Consider the following 16,894-nt stretch of genomic DNA (forward strand, 5'->3'; position numbering starts at 1 on the left):
CAGTCCTTAAGGAGGCGGCCCGCTCGCGAGACATTCAGGAAGCTCAGTCGCGCGCCTCGGCGAGCAGCTTCTGGATGCGGGAGACGCCCTCGACGAGGTCCTCGTCACCGAGCGCGTACGAAAGGCGCAGGTAGCCCGGCGTACCGAAGGCCTCGCCCGGCACCACCGCGACCTCGGCCTCCTCCAGGATGAGCGCGGCGAGCTCGACGGAGCTCTGCGGGCGCTTGCCGCGGATCTCCTTGCCGAGCAGGCCCTTCACCGACGGGTACGCGTAGAACGCGCCCTCGGGCTCCGGGCACACGAAGCCGTCGATCTCGTTGAGCATCCGCACGATCGTCTTACGGCGCCGGTCGAAGGCCTCGCGCATCTTCTCCACGGCCGTCAGGTCCCCGGACACGGCGGCGAGCGCGGCCGCCTGCGCCACGTTGGAGACGTTCGACGTGGCGTGCGACTGCAGGTTCGTCGCGGCCTTCACGACGTCCTTCGGGCCGATGATCCACCCGACGCGCCAGCCGGTCATCGCGTACGTCTTCGCCACACCGTTGACCACGATGCACTTGTCGCGCAGCTCCGGGAGCAGCGCCGGCAGCGACGTGAACTTCGCGTCCCCGTAGACGAGGTGCTCGTAGATCTCGTCCGTCATCACCCACAGGCCGTGCTCCACGGCCCAGCGGCCGATGGCCTCCGCGTCGGCCTCGCTGTACACGGCGCCCGTCGGGTTCGAGGGCGACACGAACAGCACGACCTTGGTGCGCTCGGTGCGCGCGGCCTCCAGCTGCTCCACGGAGACGCGGTAACCGGTCGTCTCGTCGGCGACGACCTCCACCGGCACGCCGCCCGCGAGGCGGATCGACTCCGGGTACGTGGTCCAGTACGGGGCCGGGACGATGACTTCGTCGCCCGGGTCGAGGATCGCGGCGAACGCCTCGTAGATGGCCTGCTTGCCGCCGTTCGTCACCAGGATCTGCGAGGCGTCGACCTCGTAGCCGGAGTCGCGCAGCGTCTTCGCGGCGATCGCGGCCTTCAGCTCGGGCAGACCGCCGGCCGGGGTGTAGCGGTGGAACTTCGGGTTCTTGCAGGCCTCGATGGCCGCCTCGACCACGTAGTCCGGCGTCGGGAAGTCGGGCTCACCGGCGCCGAAGCCGATCACCGGGCGCCCGGCGGCCTTGAGGGCCTTGGCCTTGGCGTCGACGGCGAGGGTCGCGGACTCGGAGATCGAGCCGACCCGGGCCGACACCCGGCGCTCGGTGGGAGAGGAACCTGCGGACGGAGAAGGAGTTGCAGCGCTCATGGCCCCATCGTTCCAGACCGGAAAGCCGCCGGGCACACGGGTTTCGAAGAGCGAGAAACCGCTCTTGATCCACTTCTTGATCCACTTGCGGATGTTGCTCGTTCGACGGAGGGCTCAGGAACACGTACACTCACTGCTCGTTGGCCTTCAACGGCCGCGCCTTCCGACCGCACTCCGTGCGTCCGGGCGGATGCGGTACGTTGGGGGAGACAAAGGGTCGTAGCTCAATTGGTAGAGCACTGGTCTCCAAAACCAGCGGTTGGGGGTTCAAGTCCCTCCGGCCCTGCTACACACTCCTTCGCCAGGATGTGTGCGCATGTACGTACTGCATTGCACCGCCGTGCGGCTCCACCGGGCGCGGCACGGCCACGACCCGGAATCAGGTGAGGACGAGTGACGGACGCCGTGGGCTCCATCGACAAGCCTGATGCCGAGGCGCTGGAGTCCAAGAAGGCCCGCAAGGGCGGAAAGCGCGGCAAGAAGGGCCCCTTCGGCCGTCTCGCGCTCTTCTACCGCCAGATCGTCGCGGAGCTCCGCAAGGTCGTCTGGCCGTCTCGCAGTCAGCTCTCGACGTACACCACAGTGGTGATTGTGTTCGTCGTCATCATGATCGGTCTTGTCACCGTGATTGACTATGGCTTCAACCACCTTGTCAAGTACGTATTCGGCTGAGCCGAAAAGCGGAGGGCGCCGTGTCCGGCGCCCCTTTCGCGCGTTCCACCCCTATGTATCCAGGAAGAAGCAGCCACAGTGTCTGACCCGAACCTGAACGAGGCGATCGAGCCGGTCGAGTCCGCTGAGGACGAGCTCGACATCGTCGAGGCGGCGGACGCCGAGGACCCGGACCAGGCCGAGGCTGCCGACATCGCCGCCGGCGAGCCCGCCGAGGAAGCCGCGGTCGAGACCGTGGTGGACGCCGACGCCGAGGCCGATGAGGCCCAGGCGGAGGACGCCCCGGCCGAGGCCGAGGAAGCCGCCGAGGCGGTCGAGGCCGTCGAGGAGGAGCCGGTCGACCCGATCGCCGCGCTCCGCGACGAGCTGCGGTTCCTGCCCGGTGACTGGTACGTCATCCACACCTACGCGGGCTACGAGAAGCGCGTGAAGGCGAACCTGGAGCAGCGCGCCGTCTCGCTCAACGTCGAGGAATTCATCTACCAGGCTGAAGTCCCCGAGGAAGAGATCGTCCAGATCAAGAACGGCGAGCGCAAGAACGTCCGGCAGAACAAGCTGCCCGGTTACGTGCTCGTCCGCATGGACCTGACGAACGAGTCCTGGGGCGTCGTCCGCAACACGCCCGGCGTCACCGGCTTCGTGGGCAACGCCTACGACCCGTACCCGCTGACCCTGGACGAGATCGTCAAGATGCTCGCCCCGGAGGCCGAGGAGAAGGCCGCCAAGGAGGCCGCCGAGGCCGAGGGCAAGCCGGCTCCGGCCCGCAAGGTCACCGTCGAGGTCCTGGACTTCGAGGTCGGCGACTCGGTCACCGTCACCGACGGCCCGTTCGCGACGCTGCAGGCGACGATCAACGAGATCAACGCCGACTCGAAGAAGGTCAAGGGCCTCGTCGAGATCTTCGGTCGCGAGACCCCGGTCGAGCTGAGCTTCGACCAGATCCAGAAGAACTAGCCCTTCCGGCGCCTTCTGGGCACACGCTTCCGAACAGGTCAGACGGGCTGCAAAGCCTGTCTGACCTGCTCGGTTTTTAGCCGCACATGGATACCCGTTATCGTTGTGCGGTATGCCTCCATCCGGATGATCCCAACGATCATTCATGAGGATGGTGGCTGAACACTCTCACTAAGACCCGGAGAGAGAGCACATGCCTCCCAAGAAGAAGAAGGTCACGGGGCTCATCAAGCTCCAGATCCAGGCCGGCGCCGCCAACCCGGCCCCGCCTGTCGGCCCCGCGCTGGGCCAGCACGGCGTGAACATCATGGAGTTCTGCAAGGCCTACAACGCCGCGACCGAGTCGCAGCGCGGTTGGGTCATCCCGGTGGAGATCACGGTCTACGAAGACCGTTCCTTCACCTTCATCACCAAGACCCCGCCGGCCGCGAAGATGATCCTCAAGGCCGCTGGTGTCGAGAAGGGCTCCGGCGAGCCGCACAAGACCAAGGTCGCCAAGATCACCGAGGCGCAGGTCCGCGAGATCGCCACCACCAAGATGCCCGACCTCAACGCCAATGACCTGGACGCCGCGTCCAAGATCATCGCCGGCACCGCCCGTTCCATGGGCGTCACGGTCGAGGGCTGACCTCCACCTCGCAGATCCATCCGTGGCAGGGCCTGCTCGGCCCGCACCACGACTCCTCTAGAACTCAGGAGAAGCAAGTGAGCAAGCGCAGCAAGTCTCTCCGCGCTGCGGACGCCAAGGTCGACGGGGCCAAGCTCTACGCCCCGCTCGAGGCCGTCCGTCTCGCCAAGGAGACCTCCACGTCGAAGTTCGACGGCACCGTCGAGGTCGCCTTCCGCCTGGGCGTTGACCCGCGCAAGGCCGACCAGATGGTCCGTGGCACCGTGAACCTGCCGCACGGCACCGGCAAGACCGCCCGGGTCCTGGTCTTCGCGACCGGTGACCGTGCTGCGGCCGCGGAAGCCGCGGGCGCCGACATCGTCGGCTCCGACGAGCTCATCGCCGAGATCGCCAAGGGCGACCGGCTGAACGAGTTCGACGCCGTTGTCGCCACCCCGGACCTCATGGGCAAGGTCGGTCGCCTCGGCCGCGTGCTCGGTCCGCGTGGCCTCATGCCGAACCCGAAGACCGGCACCGTGACCCCGGACGTGGCCAAGGCCGTGACCGAGATCAAGGGCGGCAAGATCGAGTTCCGCGTCGACAAGCACGCGAACCTGCACTTCATCATCGGCAAGGTGTCCTTCGACGACGCCAAGCTGGTGGAGAACTACGGCGCGGCCCTGGAGGAGATCCTCCGTCTGAAGCCGTCCGCCGCCAAGGGTCGCTACATCAAGAAGGCCGCCATCAGCACCACGATGGGCCCCGGCATTCAGCTCGACTCCAACCGCACCCGGAACCTCCTCGTCGAGGAGGACCCGGCCGCGGTCTGAGCCCTTCCAGGCTCGCTGTAGTCGCTACGGGCCCCGCACCTTTCGAGGTGCGGGGCCCGTTCCGCTTTTCCGGTCCGCACGCGGTCGTGGCTGCGCTAGCTTCACGGTGACCGACCGGGGGAGCGGGAGCGGATGCCGAAGTACGCGCGCGTGGTGACGCTGGCCGCCGTGGGGGTCCTGCTGGCCGCCTGCGGGGGGACACCGGAGCACGGGGCCGGCGAGGCGCGCGAGGCGCTGCGCACCGCCAGGCAGCAGGTTCTCGCGGCGGGCTCGGCGCGCGTCGACGCCACGATGACCACCGGCAAGCGGCTGACCTCGCGCAGCACGGGCGCGCTCAGCTGGGCGGACGGTGTCGAGGGCACCCTGACCGTGCGGGTCACCGGCGGTGAACTGGCCGCCTCCACGCGCGCGTTGGGCGGTGACCCGTCGCAGACGCGGTTCCTCCCGGACGCCCAGTACACCCGCATGAGCGACCGGTTCGCCGAGCTCCAGGGCGGCCGCCACTGGATCCGCCGCCCGTACGACACCCGCGGCGACCTCACCCCGGCCGACTCGCTCAAGGCGCTCATCGGGGCCGAGGACGTCCACAGGGTGGGGCGCCAGACCGTGCGCGGGACACGGGCCACCCATTACCGGGGGAGTGCGGGCCGCGGGCACATCGACGTATGGCTCGATGCCCGGCAGCGTCTGGTGCGGCGCACCCAGCACGTGGGCGACTTCACGGTGACCGTCCACTACCGCGGCTACGGCGCCCCGGCCGCGGCGGAACGCCCGGCAGCACGCGACACCGTCGACTTCGCGGAGGTCACGGGCGCCGGATGAGCCGGACAAAGCTGTGGGCGGGCTGTCAGAGGCGTCCGCTATCGTGCGGGCAGATCAAGATGCACCAAGGGGTGGGATTCAAGATGACTGTTTCCGTACGACGAGTGGTCGGCGCCGCCGCTGCCACCGCGCTGCTGTGTTCGGCCGTCGCCGCCTGTGGTGGCGGGGACGACAAGGGCGGGAAGAAGGCCTCCGGGTCGGGCTCCCAGTCGGTCGCGCAGGCCGTCACGGCCGCGTACGAGAAGACCTCCGCGGCCAAGTCCGCCAAGGTCGACATGACCATGAAGATGCCGACGGCCGCCCAGGGCGGTGGCGACATGAAGATGTCCGGCACCATGGGCTGGGACCCGAGCGTCATGGACATGACGATGTCGGGCTCCGCGTTCTCGGCCGGCGGTCCCGACGCGCCCAAGAGCATCCGCATGCTCATGCAGGACAACGTGATGTACATGGACATGGGCGCCAATGCCGCCAAGACCATGGACGGCAAGCGCTGGATGAAGATGGACCTCGCCGCCATGGCGAAGAAGTCCGGCGACGAGAAGATGGCGCGCCAGATGACCGGCAGCCTGGACAGCATGAACCAGGACCCGGCCCAGCAGATCGCCGTCCTCCTGGACTCGCCGAACCTGAAGCACCTCGGCTCGGCCACGGTGGACGGCACCGAGACGGAGCACTACAAGGGCAAGCTGACGGTCGACGAGATGCTGGCGAAGAACGACTCGCTGAAGGTCCTCAGCAAGTCCGACCGCGACCAGCTGCTCAAGAACGTCAAGAAGGCCGGCATCAAGACGTACGACACCGAGCTGTGGATCAACAAGGACGATCTGCCGGTCAAGCTCGACGTCACGATGGACAGCTCGCAGGGCGCCATCCAGATGTCGGAGAAGTTCTCGGACTACGGCGCCGCGGTGAAGGCCGATGTGCCGCCCGCCAGCCAGACCTTCGACATGATGCAGATGCTCAAGGAGCTCGGCGGGGCCTCCGGCGCCGGGAGCAGCGCCGGTTCCTCCGGTATTGACAGCGGCGTCTGAGCGGATTTGCTCGACACGCTCTCCTTCACGTAACCTTCCACAGAAGCCAAAGACCGCTGGTCGTTGCCGTCCACTCGCAAGAGAGTTCGGTGGCCGAAGGATCCGCTGAAACTGCGGACGACCCGCGCAGGTGACTGTGGAAGTGCTCCTGGAACCCCTCGGGGATCCGGTCGAGCTCACGCCCCGTGCGCCTGCGCCGGGGCGTTTCGTTTTCCCAGCCTCCTTGCGAGCGGTCCTCATCACCCGGAAGGAGGCTGACGCTCTATGCCGACGCCCGACAAGGCTGCCGCCGTAGCCGAGCTCACGGACAAGTTCCGCAGCTCGAGCGCCGCCGTGCTGACCGAGTACCGGGGTCTCACCGTGGCCCAGCTCAAGCAGCTGCGCCGTTCGCTCGGTGAGAACTCCGAGTACGCCGTGGTGAAGAACACGCTGACCAAGATCGCGGCCAACGAGGCCGGGATCAACACGCTCGACGACCTGTTCAACGGTCCGACGGCGGTTGCCTTCGTCACCGGTGACCCGGTGGAGTCGGCGAAGGGTCTTCGTGACTTCGCCAAGGACAACCCGAACCTCGTCATCAAGGGCGGTGTCCTTGACGGCAAGGCGCTGTCCGCCGACGAGATCAAGAAGCTTGCGGACCTCGAGTCCCGCGAGGTTCTGCTGTCCAAGCTGGCCGGTGCCTTCAAGGCGAAGCAGTCGCAGGCTGCCTCCGTCTTCAACGCGCTGCCGACGAAGCTCGTCCGCACCGTGGACGCGCTCCGTGCCAAGCAGGACGAGCAGGGCGGTGCCGAGTAACTCGGCTCGCTTTTTGATCCCCGCCGTCTGAGACGGCGGCAGGGATCGCAGCGGGCCGCACGTCTACGACGTAATGCCGAAAGGCATACGCCCGCCTCACCCAGTACATCCGGCACCTGCCGATTTAGTGGAAGGACCGCCATCATGGCGAAGCTCACCCAGGACGAGCTGCTTGCGCAGTTCGAGGAGATGACCCTCATCGAGCTCTCCGAGTTCGTGAAGGCCTTCGAGGACAAGTTCGACGTCGAGGCCGCGGCTGCCGCCCCGGTCGTCGTCGCCGGTGGTGCCGCTGGTGGCGCCGCCGCCGAGGCCGCCGAGGAGCAGGACGAGTTCGACGTCATCCTCACCGGCGCCGGCGACAAGAAGATCCAGGTCATCAAGGTCGTGCGCGAGCTCACCTCCCTGGGCCTCAAGGAGGCCAAGGACCTCGTCGACGGCACCCCGAAGCCGGTCCTCGAGAAGGTCGCCAAGGACGCTGCCGAGAAGGCCAAGGAGCAGCTCGAGGGCGCCGGCGCGGCCGTCGAGGTCAAGTAAGACCTCTTCGACTCTGTCGAATCCTCTCCGGTGAAACTGCTCCCCCGGGAGCTGTAACGCCGAGGTACCGAAGGGCGATCACCCAGTTGGGTGGTCGCCCTTCGGCGTTGTCCGGATCGCTGGCCGAGGGTGCCTTGCGCTGTCGGGCGTGCAGAGTATGGTGATCTTCGTTGTGCCTGGCGCCACCCCTGTTCGGCCAAGAGGGGGCCTTGACGAACAGCACGCAGCGCGCAATTCTCAGGACGCGTCGTCACAACGATCCGGATCCGAGGCATGGATCGACGGCGAAGAGGGCAGTAAGGATGTGCGCTCAGCGCACAGGGAACGCCGCAGACGGTGAACGGTTGAGAACAACGAGGGTCTCAAAAAACCCGCACTGGACATCAGTGGGCCTTCTGGCTACACTGTCCCTTTGCGCTGCCTGTTAGCTGCTCCCTGCCCGTCACCAGGGGCATGCCCTCGCCTCAGCACCGTGGATTGAACCGGCTCTGACCTGGCCATATGCCAGATCAGGGGCTCTGTCCCGTGTATGGCTTGGGACCGGTACGCGCGTAGTGAGTCCGAGCCCTCGGAAGGACCCCCTCTTGGCCGCCTCGCGCAACGCCTCGATCGCGAATACGAACAACGGCGCCAGCACCGCCCCGCTGCGCATCTCCTTTGCAAAGATCAAGGAGCCTCTCGAGGTTCCGAACCTGCTCGCGCTGCAGACCGAGAGCTTTGACTGGCTGCTCGGCAACACCGCTTGGCAGAGTCGGGTCGAGGAGGCTCTGGAGTCGGGTCACGACGTCCCCACGAAGTCCGGTCTGGAGGAGATCTTCGAGGAGATCTCCCCGATCGAGGACTTCTCCGGGTCGATGTCCCTGACCTTCCGCGACCACCGCTTCGAACCGCCGAAGAACTCCATCGACGAGTGCAAGGAGCGCGACTTCACGTACGCGGCTCCGCTCTTCGTCACCGCCGAATTCACCAACAACGAGACCGGCGAGATCAAGTCCCAGACGGTCTTCATGGGCGACTTCCCGCTCATGACCAACAAGGGCACCTTCGTCATCAACGGCACCGAGCGTGTCGTTGTCTCCCAGCTGGTCCGCTCGCCGGGTGTCTACTTCGACTCCTCCATCGACAAGACGTCCGACAAGGACATCTTCTCCGCCAAGATCATCCCGTCCCGGGGTGCCTGGCTGGAGATGGAGATCGACAAGCGCGACATGGTCGGTGTGCGCATCGACCGCAAGCGCAAGCAGTCCGTCACCGTTCTCCTGAAGGCTCTCGGTTGGACGACCGAGCAGATCCTCGAGGAGTTCGGCGAGTACGAGTCCATGCGCGCCACCCTGGAGAAGGACCACACCCAGGGCCAGGACGACGCGCTGCTCGACATCTACCGCAAGCTGCGTCCGGGCGAGCCGCCCACGCGTGAGGCCGCGCAGACGCTGCTCGAGAACCTCTACTTCAACCCGAAGCGCTACGACCTCGCGAAGGTCGGCCGCTACAAGGTGAACAAGAAGCTCGGTGCCGAGGAGCCGCTGGACGCCGGCGTGCTCACGACCGACGACATCATCGCCTCCATCAAGTACCTCGTGAAGCTGCACGCGGGCGAGACGGAGACGGTGGGCGAGTCGGGCCGGGAGATCGTCGTCGAGACCGACGACATCGACCACTTCGGCAACCGTCGTATCCGTAACGTCGGCGAGCTGATCCAGAACCAGGTCCGTACGGGTCTCGCCCGTATGGAGCGCGTCGTGCGCGAGCGCATGACGACCCAGGACGTCGAGGCGATCACGCCGCAGACCCTGATCAACATTCGCCCGGTCGTGGCGTCGATCAAGGAGTTCTTCGGTACCTCGCAGCTGTCCCAGTTCATGGACCAGAACAACCCGCTGTCGGGGCTGACGCACAAGCGTCGTCTGAACGCCCTCGGCCCGGGTGGTCTGTCCCGTGAGCGGGCGGGCTTCGAGGTCCGAGACGTGCACCCCTCGCACTACGGCCGCATGTGCCCGATTGAGACCCCTGAAGGTCCCAACATTGGTCTCATCGGCTCGCTCGCCTCGTACGGCCGGATCAACCCCTTCGGCTTCATCGAGACGCCGTACCGCAAGGTCGTCGAGGGCGTCGTCACCGACGACGTCGACTACCTGACGGCCGACGAGGAGGACCGCTTCGTCATCGCGCAGGCCAACGCGCCGCTGACGGACGAGCTCCAGTTCGCCGAGGCCCGCGTCCTGGTCCGCCGCCGTGGCGGAGAGGTCGACTACGTCCCCGGTGACGACGTCGACTACATGGACGTCTCGCCGCGCCAGATGGTGTCGGTCGCGACCGCGATGATCCCGTTCCTCGAGCACGACGACGCCAACCGTGCCCTCATGGGCGCGAACATGATGCGTCAGGCCGTGCCGCTGATTAAGTCCGAGGCGCCGCTCGTCGGCACCGGCATGGAGTACCGCTGCGCCACCGACGCCGGCGACGTGCTCAAGGCCGACAAGGACGGTGTGGTCCAGGAGGTCTCCGCGGACTACATCACCACCGCCAACGACGACGGCACGTACAGCACGTACCGCCTGCACAAGTTCTCCCGCTCGAACCAGGGCACCTCTGTCAACCAGAAGGTCGTCGTGGACGAGGGCGCGCGGATCATCACCGGCCAGGTCCTGGCCGACGGTCCCGCGACCGAAGAGGGCGAGATGGCCCTCGGCAAGAACCTGCTCGTGGCGTTCATGCCGTGGGAGGGTCACAACTACGAGGACGCGATCATCCTGTCGCAGCGCCTCGTGCAGGACGACGTCCTCTCCTCGATCCACATCGAGGAGCACGAGGTCGACGCCCGTGACACCAAGCTCGGCCCGGAGGAGATCACCCGGGACATCCCGAACGTCTCCGAGGAGGTCCTCGCCGACCTCGACGAGCGCGGCATCATCCGGATCGGTGCCGAGGTCGTCGCCGGCGACATCCTCGTCGGCAAGGTCACGCCCAAGGGTGAGACCGAGCTGACGCCGGAGGAGCGCCTGCTCCGCGCGATCTTCGGTGAGAAGGCGCGCGAGGTGCGCGACACCTCGCTGAAGGTGCCGCACGGTGAGATCGGCAAGGTCATCGGCGTCCGCGTCTTCGACCGCGAAGAGGGCGACGAGCTGCCGCCGGGCGTGAACCAGCTGGTCCGTGTCTACGTGGCCCAGAAGCGCAAGATCACCGATGGTGACAAGCTCGCCGGCCGTCACGGCAACAAGGGCGTCATCTCGAAGATCAACCCGATCGAGGACATGCCGTTCCTGGAGGACGGCACCCCGGTCGACATCATCCTCAACCCGCTGGGTGTGCCGTCCCGAATGAACCCGGGACAGGTTCTGGAGATCCACCTCGGCTGGCTCGCCAGCCAGGGCTGGGACGTCTCCGGTCTGAGCGACCAGTGGGCCAAGAGCCTGCAGTCGATCGGCGCCGACCAGGTCGAGCCGCGTACGAACGTCGCGACCCCGGTCTTCGACGGTGCGCGTGAGGACGAGCTCGCGGGCCTGCTCGAGAACGCCCGGCCGAACCGCGACGGCGACCGCATGGTCCTCCCGTCCGGCAAGGCGCGGCTGTTCGACGGCCGCTCCGGTGAGCCGTTCCCGGACCCGATCTCGGTCGGGTACATGTACATCCTCAAGCTGCACCACCTGGTCGACGACAAGCTGCACGCGCGTTCGACCGGTCCGTACTCGATGATCACCCAGCAGCCGCTGGGTGGTAAGGCTCAGTTCGGTGGCCAGCGCTTCGGTGAGATGGAGGTGTGGGCGCTCGAGGCATACGGCGCCGCCTACGCCCTCCAGGAGCTGCTGACGATCAAGTCCGACGACGTCACCGGCCGCGTGAAGGTCTACGAGGCCATCGTCAAGGGCGAGAACATCCCCGAGCCCGGCATTCCCGAGTCCTTCAAGGTGCTCATCAAGGAAATGCAGTCCCTGTGCCTCAACGTGGAGGTGCTGTCCTCGGACGGCATGTCCATCGAGATGCGCGACACCGACGAGGACGTCTTCCGCGCAGCGGAGGAGCTCGGCATCGACCTGTCCCGGCGCGAGCCGAGCAGCGTCGAAGAGGTCTGACGGGAGTCGTCGGCCAGGGGCCCTCTCCTCACCGAGAGGCCCCCGGCCGGCACCCCTCGACCCCCGTTTCAGACCACAGACTTACAACCCTGAGAGGGATTGACGCATAGTGCTCGACGTCAACTTCTTCGATGAGCTCCGGATCGGTCTGGCCACCGCTGACGACATCCGTCAGTGGAGCCATGGCGAGGTCAAGAAGCCCGAGACCATCAACTACCGCACGCTCAAGCCGGAAAAGGACGGGCTCTTCTGCGAGAAGATCTTCGGTCCGACCCGGGACTGGGAGTGCTACTGCGGCAAGTACAAGCGTGTCCGCTTCAAGGGCATCATCTGCGAGCGCTGTGGCGTCGAGGTCACGCGCGCCAAGGTGCGCCGTGAGCGGATGGGCCACATCGAGCTTGCCGCTCCCGTCACGCACATCTGGTACTTCAAGGGCGTCCCGTCGCGTCTGGGCTACCTGCTCGACCTCGCCCCGAAGGACCTCGAGAAGGTCATCTACTTCGCGGCGTACATGATCACGTTCGTCGACGAGGAGCGTCGTACCCGCGACCTGCCCTCCCTCGAGGCGCACGTCCAGGTCGAGCGTCAGCAGATCGAGAACCGTCGCGACTCGGACCTCGAGGCCCGCGCCAAGAAGCTCGAGACCGACCTGGCCGAGCTCGAGGCCGAGGGTGCCAAGGCCGACGTGCGCCGCAAGGTGCGCGAGGGTGCCGAGCGCGAGATGAAGCAGCTGCGCGACCGTGCGCAGCGCGAGATCGACCGTCTGGACGAGGTCTGGTCGCGCTTCAAGAACCTCAAGGTCCAGGACCTCGAGGGCGACGAGCTGCTCTACCGCGAGCTCCGTGACCGCTTCGGCACGTACTTCGACGGTTCGATGGGTGCCGCGGCGCTGCAGAAGCGCCTGGAGACCTTCGACCTCGAGGAGGAGGCCGAGCGCCTCCGCGAGATCATCCGTACCGGCAAGGGCCAGAAGAAGACCCGTGCGCTCAAGCGCCTCAAGGTCGTCTCCGCGTTCCTGCAGACCAGCAACAGCCCCAAGGGCATGGTGCTCGACTGCGTGCCGGTCATCCCGCCGGACCTGCGTCCGATGGTGCAGCTGGACGGTGGCCGCTTCGCGACCTCCGACCTGAACGACCTGTACCGCCGCGTCATCAACCGCAACAACCGCCTGAAGCGCCTTCTCGACCTCGGTGCGCCCGAGATCATCGTGAACAACGAGAAGCGCATGCTCCAGGAGGCCGTGGACGCCCTCTTCGACAACGGTCGTCGTGGTCGCCCGGTGACCGGTCCCGGCAACCGCCCGCTGAAGTCCCTGAGCGACATGCTCAAGGGCAAGCAGGGTCGTTTCCGTCAGAACCTTCTCGGTAAGCGTGTGGACTACTCCGCGCGTTCCGTGATCGTCGTCGGTCCGCAGCTGAAGCTGCACCAGTGCGGTCTGCCGAAGGCCATGGCGCTGGAGCTCTTCAAGCCGTTCGTGATGAAGCGTCTGGTCGACCTGAACCACGCGCAGAACATCAAGAGCGCCAAGCGCATGGTGGAGCGCGGCCGCACGGTCGTGTACGACGTCCTCGAAGAGGTCATCGCCGAGCACCCGGTTCTGCTGAACCGTGCTCCCACCCTGCACCGCCTCGGCATCCAGGCCTTCGAGCCGCAGCTGGTCGAGGGCAAGGCCATTCAGATCCACCCGCTCGTCTGCACCGCGTTCAACGCGGACTTCGACGGTGACCAGATGGCCGTGCACCTGCCGCTCTCCGCGGAGGCGCAGGCCGAGGCCCGCATCCTGATGCTGTCCTCGAACAACATCCTCAAGCCCGCCGACGGCCGTCCGGTGACGATGCCGACCCAGGACATGGTCCTCGGTCTGTTCTTCCTCACCACCGACGGTGAGCTCCGTGACGTCAAGGGCGAGGGCCGCGCGTTCGGCTCCACGGCCGAGGCGACCATGGCGTTCGACGCCGGCGAGCTGGCGCTCCAGTCGGCCGTCGACATCCGCTTCCCGGTGGGCACCATGCCGCCGCGTGGCTGGACGCCGCCGCCCGTCGAGGAGGGTGAGCCCGAGTACCAGCCGGGTGACAGCTTCCGGCTGCGGACGACCCTGGGCCGCGCGCTCTTCAACGAGCTGCTGCCCGAGGACTACCCGTTCGTCGACTACTCGGTCGGCAAGAAGCAGCTCGGCGAGATCGTCAACGACCTCGCGGAGCGCTACCCCAAGGTCATCGTGGCGGCGACGCTCGACAACCTGAAGGCGGCCGGCTTCTACTGGGGCACGCGCTCCGGCGTCACCGTGGCCATCTCCGACGTCGTCGTTCCCGAGGCGAAGAAGGAGATCGTCGCCGGGTACGAGGCTCAGGACGAGAAGGTCCAGAAGCAGTACGAGCGCGGTCTCATCACGAAGGAAGAGCGCACTCAGGAGCTCATCGCGATCTGGACCAAGGCGACCAACGAGGTCTCCGAGGCGATGAACGCGAACTTCCCGAAGACCAACCCCATCTTCATGATGGTTGACTCGGGTGCCCGAGGAAACATGATGCAGATGCGTCAGATCGCGGGTATGCGTGGTCTGGTGTCGAACGCCAAGAACGAGACGATCCCGCGTCCGATTAAGGCCTCCTTCCGTGAGGGCCTGTCGGTGCTGGAGTACTTCATCTCGACCCACGGTGCTCGTAAGGGTCTGGCTGACACCGCCCTGCGTACCGCCGACTCGGGTTACCTGACCCGTCGTCTGGTGGACGTCTCGCAGGACGTCATCATTCGCGAGGAGGACTGCGGCACCGACCGTGGCCTCAAGCTCCAGATCGCGGAGCGGGGCGCCGACGGCGTGCTGCGCAAGACCGAGGACGTCGAGACCAGCGTCTACGCCCGCATGCTCGCCGAGGACATCGTCGTCGACGGCAAGGTCATCGCGCCGGCCAACGTCGACCTCGGTGACGTGCTCATCGACGCCCTCGTCGCCCACGGCGTCGAGATCGTCAAGACCCGCTCGGTGCTCACCTGTGAGTCCGCGGTCGGCACCTGTGCCTTCTGCTACGGCCGCTCGCTGGCCACCGGCAAGCTGGTCGACATCGGTGAGGCGGTCGGCATCATCGCCGCCCAGTCCATCGGTGAGCCCGGTACCCAGCTGACGATGCGTACCTTCCACACCGGTGGTGTGGCCGGTGACGACATCACCCAGGGTCTGCCCCGTGTCGTCGAGCTCTTCGAGGCTCGTACGCCGAAGGGTGTCGCCCCGATCTCCGAGGCCGCGGGCCGTGTCCGCATCGAGGAGACCGAGAAGACCAAGAAGCTCGTCGTCACCCCGGACGACGGCAGCGACGAGACGGCGTTCCCGATCTCGAAGCGTGCCCGTCTCCTGGTGGGCGAGGGCGACCACGTCGAGGTCGGCCAGAAGCTGACCGTGGGTGCCACCAACCCGCACGACGTGCTGCGCATCCTCGGCCAGCGTGCGGTGCAGGTGCACCTGGTCGGCGAGGTCCAGAAGGTCTACAACTCGCAGGGTGTGTCGATCCACGACAAGCACATCGAGATCATCATCCGGCAGATGCTGCGCCGCGTGACGATCATCGAGTCCGGCGACGCCGAGCTGCTGCCCGGCGAGCTGGTCGAGCGCTCGAAGTTCGAGGGCGAGAACCGTCGTGTGGTCACCGAGGGCGGTCACCCCGCCTCCGGCCGTCCGCAGCTGATGGGTATCACCAAGGCCTCGCTGGCGACGGAGTCCTGGCTGTCGGCCGCCTCCTTCCAGGAGACGACCCGAGTCCTGACGGATGCGGCGATCAACGCCAAGTCCGACAGCCTCATCGGCCTCAAGGAGAACGTCATCATCGGTAAGCTCATCCCGGCCGGTACGGGTCTGTCCCGCTACCGCAACATCCGGGTGGAGCCCACCGAGGAGGCCAAGGCCGCGATGTACTCGGCCGTCGGTTACGACGACATCGACTACTCGCCGTTCGGCACCGGCTCCGGCCAGGCCGTCCCGCTGGAGGACTACGACTACGGTCCGTACAACCAGTAGGCGAGCAGCCGCTTGAAACCGCAGGGCGGCCACTCCGGGTAACCGGGGTGGCCGCCCTGCGGCGTTTTGACGCATGATGGACGCCACAACATGTCCGGGTCCCGGGGGAGTGGTCTCGTGTCGAATCCGTCGTGGCAGCCGGTCCCGTGGCCGGGCCAGCAGGGTCACCAGCCGTCGATGCTGGCCGCGCACGCGGACCGGGAGCGCGCCGTCGATGTGCTGCGTGCCGGGTTCGCCGAGGGGCGGCTGCAGCAGCCCGAGTACGAGCGGCGGATCGAGCGGGCCTATCAGGCGCGCACGGTGGGGGAGCTGACCATGCTGGTCGCCGACCTGCCGCAGGGGCCGGCGCCGCAACAGCAGCAGATGATGGGCGTGCCGCGGACGTTCCTGCCGCCGCCCCCGCCTGCCACCAACGGCAAGGCGATCGGGGCCCTGGTGTGCGGTGTGGGCACGATCTTCAGCGCCGGGGCCTCCAGTATCCCCGCGGTGGTCCTGGGCCACATGGCGCGCAAGGAGATCCGCGAGCGGGGCGAGACCGGTGACGGTATGGCGGTGGCCGGGCTGGTGCTGGGCTGGCTGGGTGTGGCCTTCTGGACCCTGATCATCGTCGCGGCCGTGGTGTCGGCGGCCGCCGGTTCGTAGCCGCCGCGCCCGGCGTGTCCTGGCTCCGGGGTATTTGTTTTGACCACAGCGTATGAGATAGGTACGCTCAGACCTTGTGCCTGGGGTGTGCCTGGGCTCGTGTGCGTGTCATCAGCCGCACGGCGAGTCCGATCAGGGCCACCGCAATCTGCCGTTTTCCCGCCTTCGGCGGGGGTCTGCAGTATTCGACACACCCGACCGCGTGGGTCGGGAAACGTTCCAGGTTAGCTTTACTACTCGGCACACAGAAACCGGAGAAGTAGTGCCTACGATCCAGCAGCTGGTCCGGAAGGGCCGGCAGGACAAGGTCGAGAAGAACAAGACGCCCGCACTCGAGGGTTCGCCCCAGCGCCGTGGCGTCTGCACGCGTGTGTTCACGACCACCCCGAAGAAGCCGAACTCGGCCCTCCGTAAGGTCGCGCGTGTGCGTCTGACCAGCGGCATCGAGGTCACGGCCTACATTCCGGGTGAGGGACACAACCTGCAGGAGCACTCCATCGTGCTCGTGCGCGGCGGCCGTGTGAAGGACCTGCCCGGTGTTCGTTACAAGATCATCCGCGGTTCGCTTGACACCCAGGGTGTCAAGAACCGCAAGCAGGCCCGCAGCCGCTACGGCGCCAAGAAGGAGAAGTAA

Annotated in this window: 13 protein-coding genes and 1 tRNA gene; 13 read left to right on the top strand and 1 reads right to left on the bottom strand. The window is 66.7% G+C overall.

Annotation, left to right across the window (positions count from 1 at the left end; genetic code table 11):
- Window positions 1-43: 43 nt before the first annotated feature.
- Window positions 44-1,291: a pyridoxal phosphate-dependent aminotransferase gene (locus ACFV9W_RS05445; protein WP_385755847.1), complete on the bottom strand. Its 1,248-nt coding sequence runs from the start codon at window positions 1,289-1,291 to the stop codon at window positions 44-46.
- Between the two features lie 213 nt (window positions 1,292-1,504).
- On the opposite strand from ACFV9W_RS05445, the gene ACFV9W_RS05450 reads away from it, so the two are divergent.
- The 13 genes from ACFV9W_RS05450 (at window position 1,505) to rpsL (ending at window position 16,894) form a co-directional block, all read left to right on the top strand.
- Window positions 1,505-1,577, top strand: a tRNA-Trp gene (locus tag ACFV9W_RS05450).
- A 107-nt stretch (window positions 1,578-1,684) separates the two neighbouring features.
- Window positions 1,685-1,963, top strand: a complete 279-nt coding sequence (gene secE, locus ACFV9W_RS05455) for a preprotein translocase subunit SecE (RefSeq protein WP_385755849.1) — start codon at window positions 1,685-1,687, stop codon at window positions 1,961-1,963.
- A gap of 78 nt (window positions 1,964-2,041) precedes the next feature.
- A complete protein-coding gene (gene nusG, locus ACFV9W_RS05460; protein WP_385755851.1) occupies window positions 2,042-2,917 on the top strand; it encodes a transcription termination/antitermination protein NusG in 876 nt (291 codons plus the stop codon).
- Between the two features lie 193 nt (window positions 2,918-3,110).
- The gene (gene rplK, locus ACFV9W_RS05465) at window positions 3,111-3,545 is read left to right on the top strand and encodes a 50S ribosomal protein L11 (protein ID WP_040252631.1); all 435 of its coding nucleotides are present in this window, start codon (window positions 3,111-3,113) and stop codon (window positions 3,543-3,545) included.
- 77 nt (window positions 3,546-3,622) lie between these two features.
- Window positions 3,623-4,354, top strand: coding sequence for a 50S ribosomal protein L1 (gene rplA, locus ACFV9W_RS05470; protein WP_385755853.1), 732 nt, complete (start codon window positions 3,623-3,625; stop codon window positions 4,352-4,354).
- Window positions 4,355-4,486: 132 nt separating this feature from the next.
- The gene (locus tag ACFV9W_RS05475) at window positions 4,487-5,176 is read left to right on the top strand and encodes a hypothetical protein (RefSeq protein ID WP_385755855.1); all 690 of its coding nucleotides are present in this window, start codon (window positions 4,487-4,489) and stop codon (window positions 5,174-5,176) included.
- An 83-nt stretch (window positions 5,177-5,259) separates the two neighbouring features.
- Window positions 5,260-6,210 carry a hypothetical protein gene (locus ACFV9W_RS05480; protein ID WP_385755857.1) on the top strand — a complete coding sequence of 317 codons (951 nt, stop codon included), beginning with the start codon at window positions 5,260-5,262 and terminating at the stop codon, window positions 6,208-6,210.
- 264 nt (window positions 6,211-6,474) lie between these two features.
- Window positions 6,475-7,005, top strand: a complete 531-nt coding sequence (gene rplJ, locus ACFV9W_RS05485; RefSeq protein WP_385755858.1) for a 50S ribosomal protein L10 — start codon at window positions 6,475-6,477, stop codon at window positions 7,003-7,005.
- Between the two features lie 144 nt (window positions 7,006-7,149).
- Entirely contained in the window at window positions 7,150-7,539 is a 390-nt protein-coding gene (gene rplL, locus ACFV9W_RS05490) for a 50S ribosomal protein L7/L12 (protein ID WP_385755860.1), read from the top strand.
- Window positions 7,540-8,123: 584 nt separating this feature from the next.
- A complete protein-coding gene (gene rpoB / locus ACFV9W_RS05495; protein WP_385755862.1) occupies window positions 8,124-11,609 on the top strand; it encodes a DNA-directed RNA polymerase subunit beta in 3,486 nt (1,161 codons plus the stop codon).
- 109 nt (window positions 11,610-11,718) lie between these two features.
- Window positions 11,719-15,618 carry a DNA-directed RNA polymerase subunit beta' gene (locus ACFV9W_RS05500; RefSeq protein ID WP_385755864.1) on the top strand — a complete coding sequence of 1,300 codons (3,900 nt, stop codon included), beginning with the start codon at window positions 11,719-11,721 and terminating at the stop codon, window positions 15,616-15,618.
- A 117-nt stretch (window positions 15,619-15,735) separates the two neighbouring features.
- Window positions 15,736-16,260 carry a DUF1707 and DUF4190 domain-containing protein gene (locus ACFV9W_RS05505; protein WP_385755866.1) on the top strand — a complete coding sequence of 175 codons (525 nt, stop codon included), beginning with the start codon at window positions 15,736-15,738 and terminating at the stop codon, window positions 16,258-16,260.
- Between the two features lie 262 nt (window positions 16,261-16,522).
- Window positions 16,523-16,894, top strand: a complete 372-nt coding sequence (gene rpsL, locus ACFV9W_RS05510; RefSeq protein WP_003948652.1) for a 30S ribosomal protein S12 — start codon at window positions 16,523-16,525, stop codon at window positions 16,892-16,894.

It is taken from the genome of Streptomyces sp. NPDC059897 (genome assembly GCF_042730865.1).
Lineage (GTDB): Bacteria > Actinomycetota > Actinomycetes > Streptomycetales > Streptomycetaceae > Streptomyces.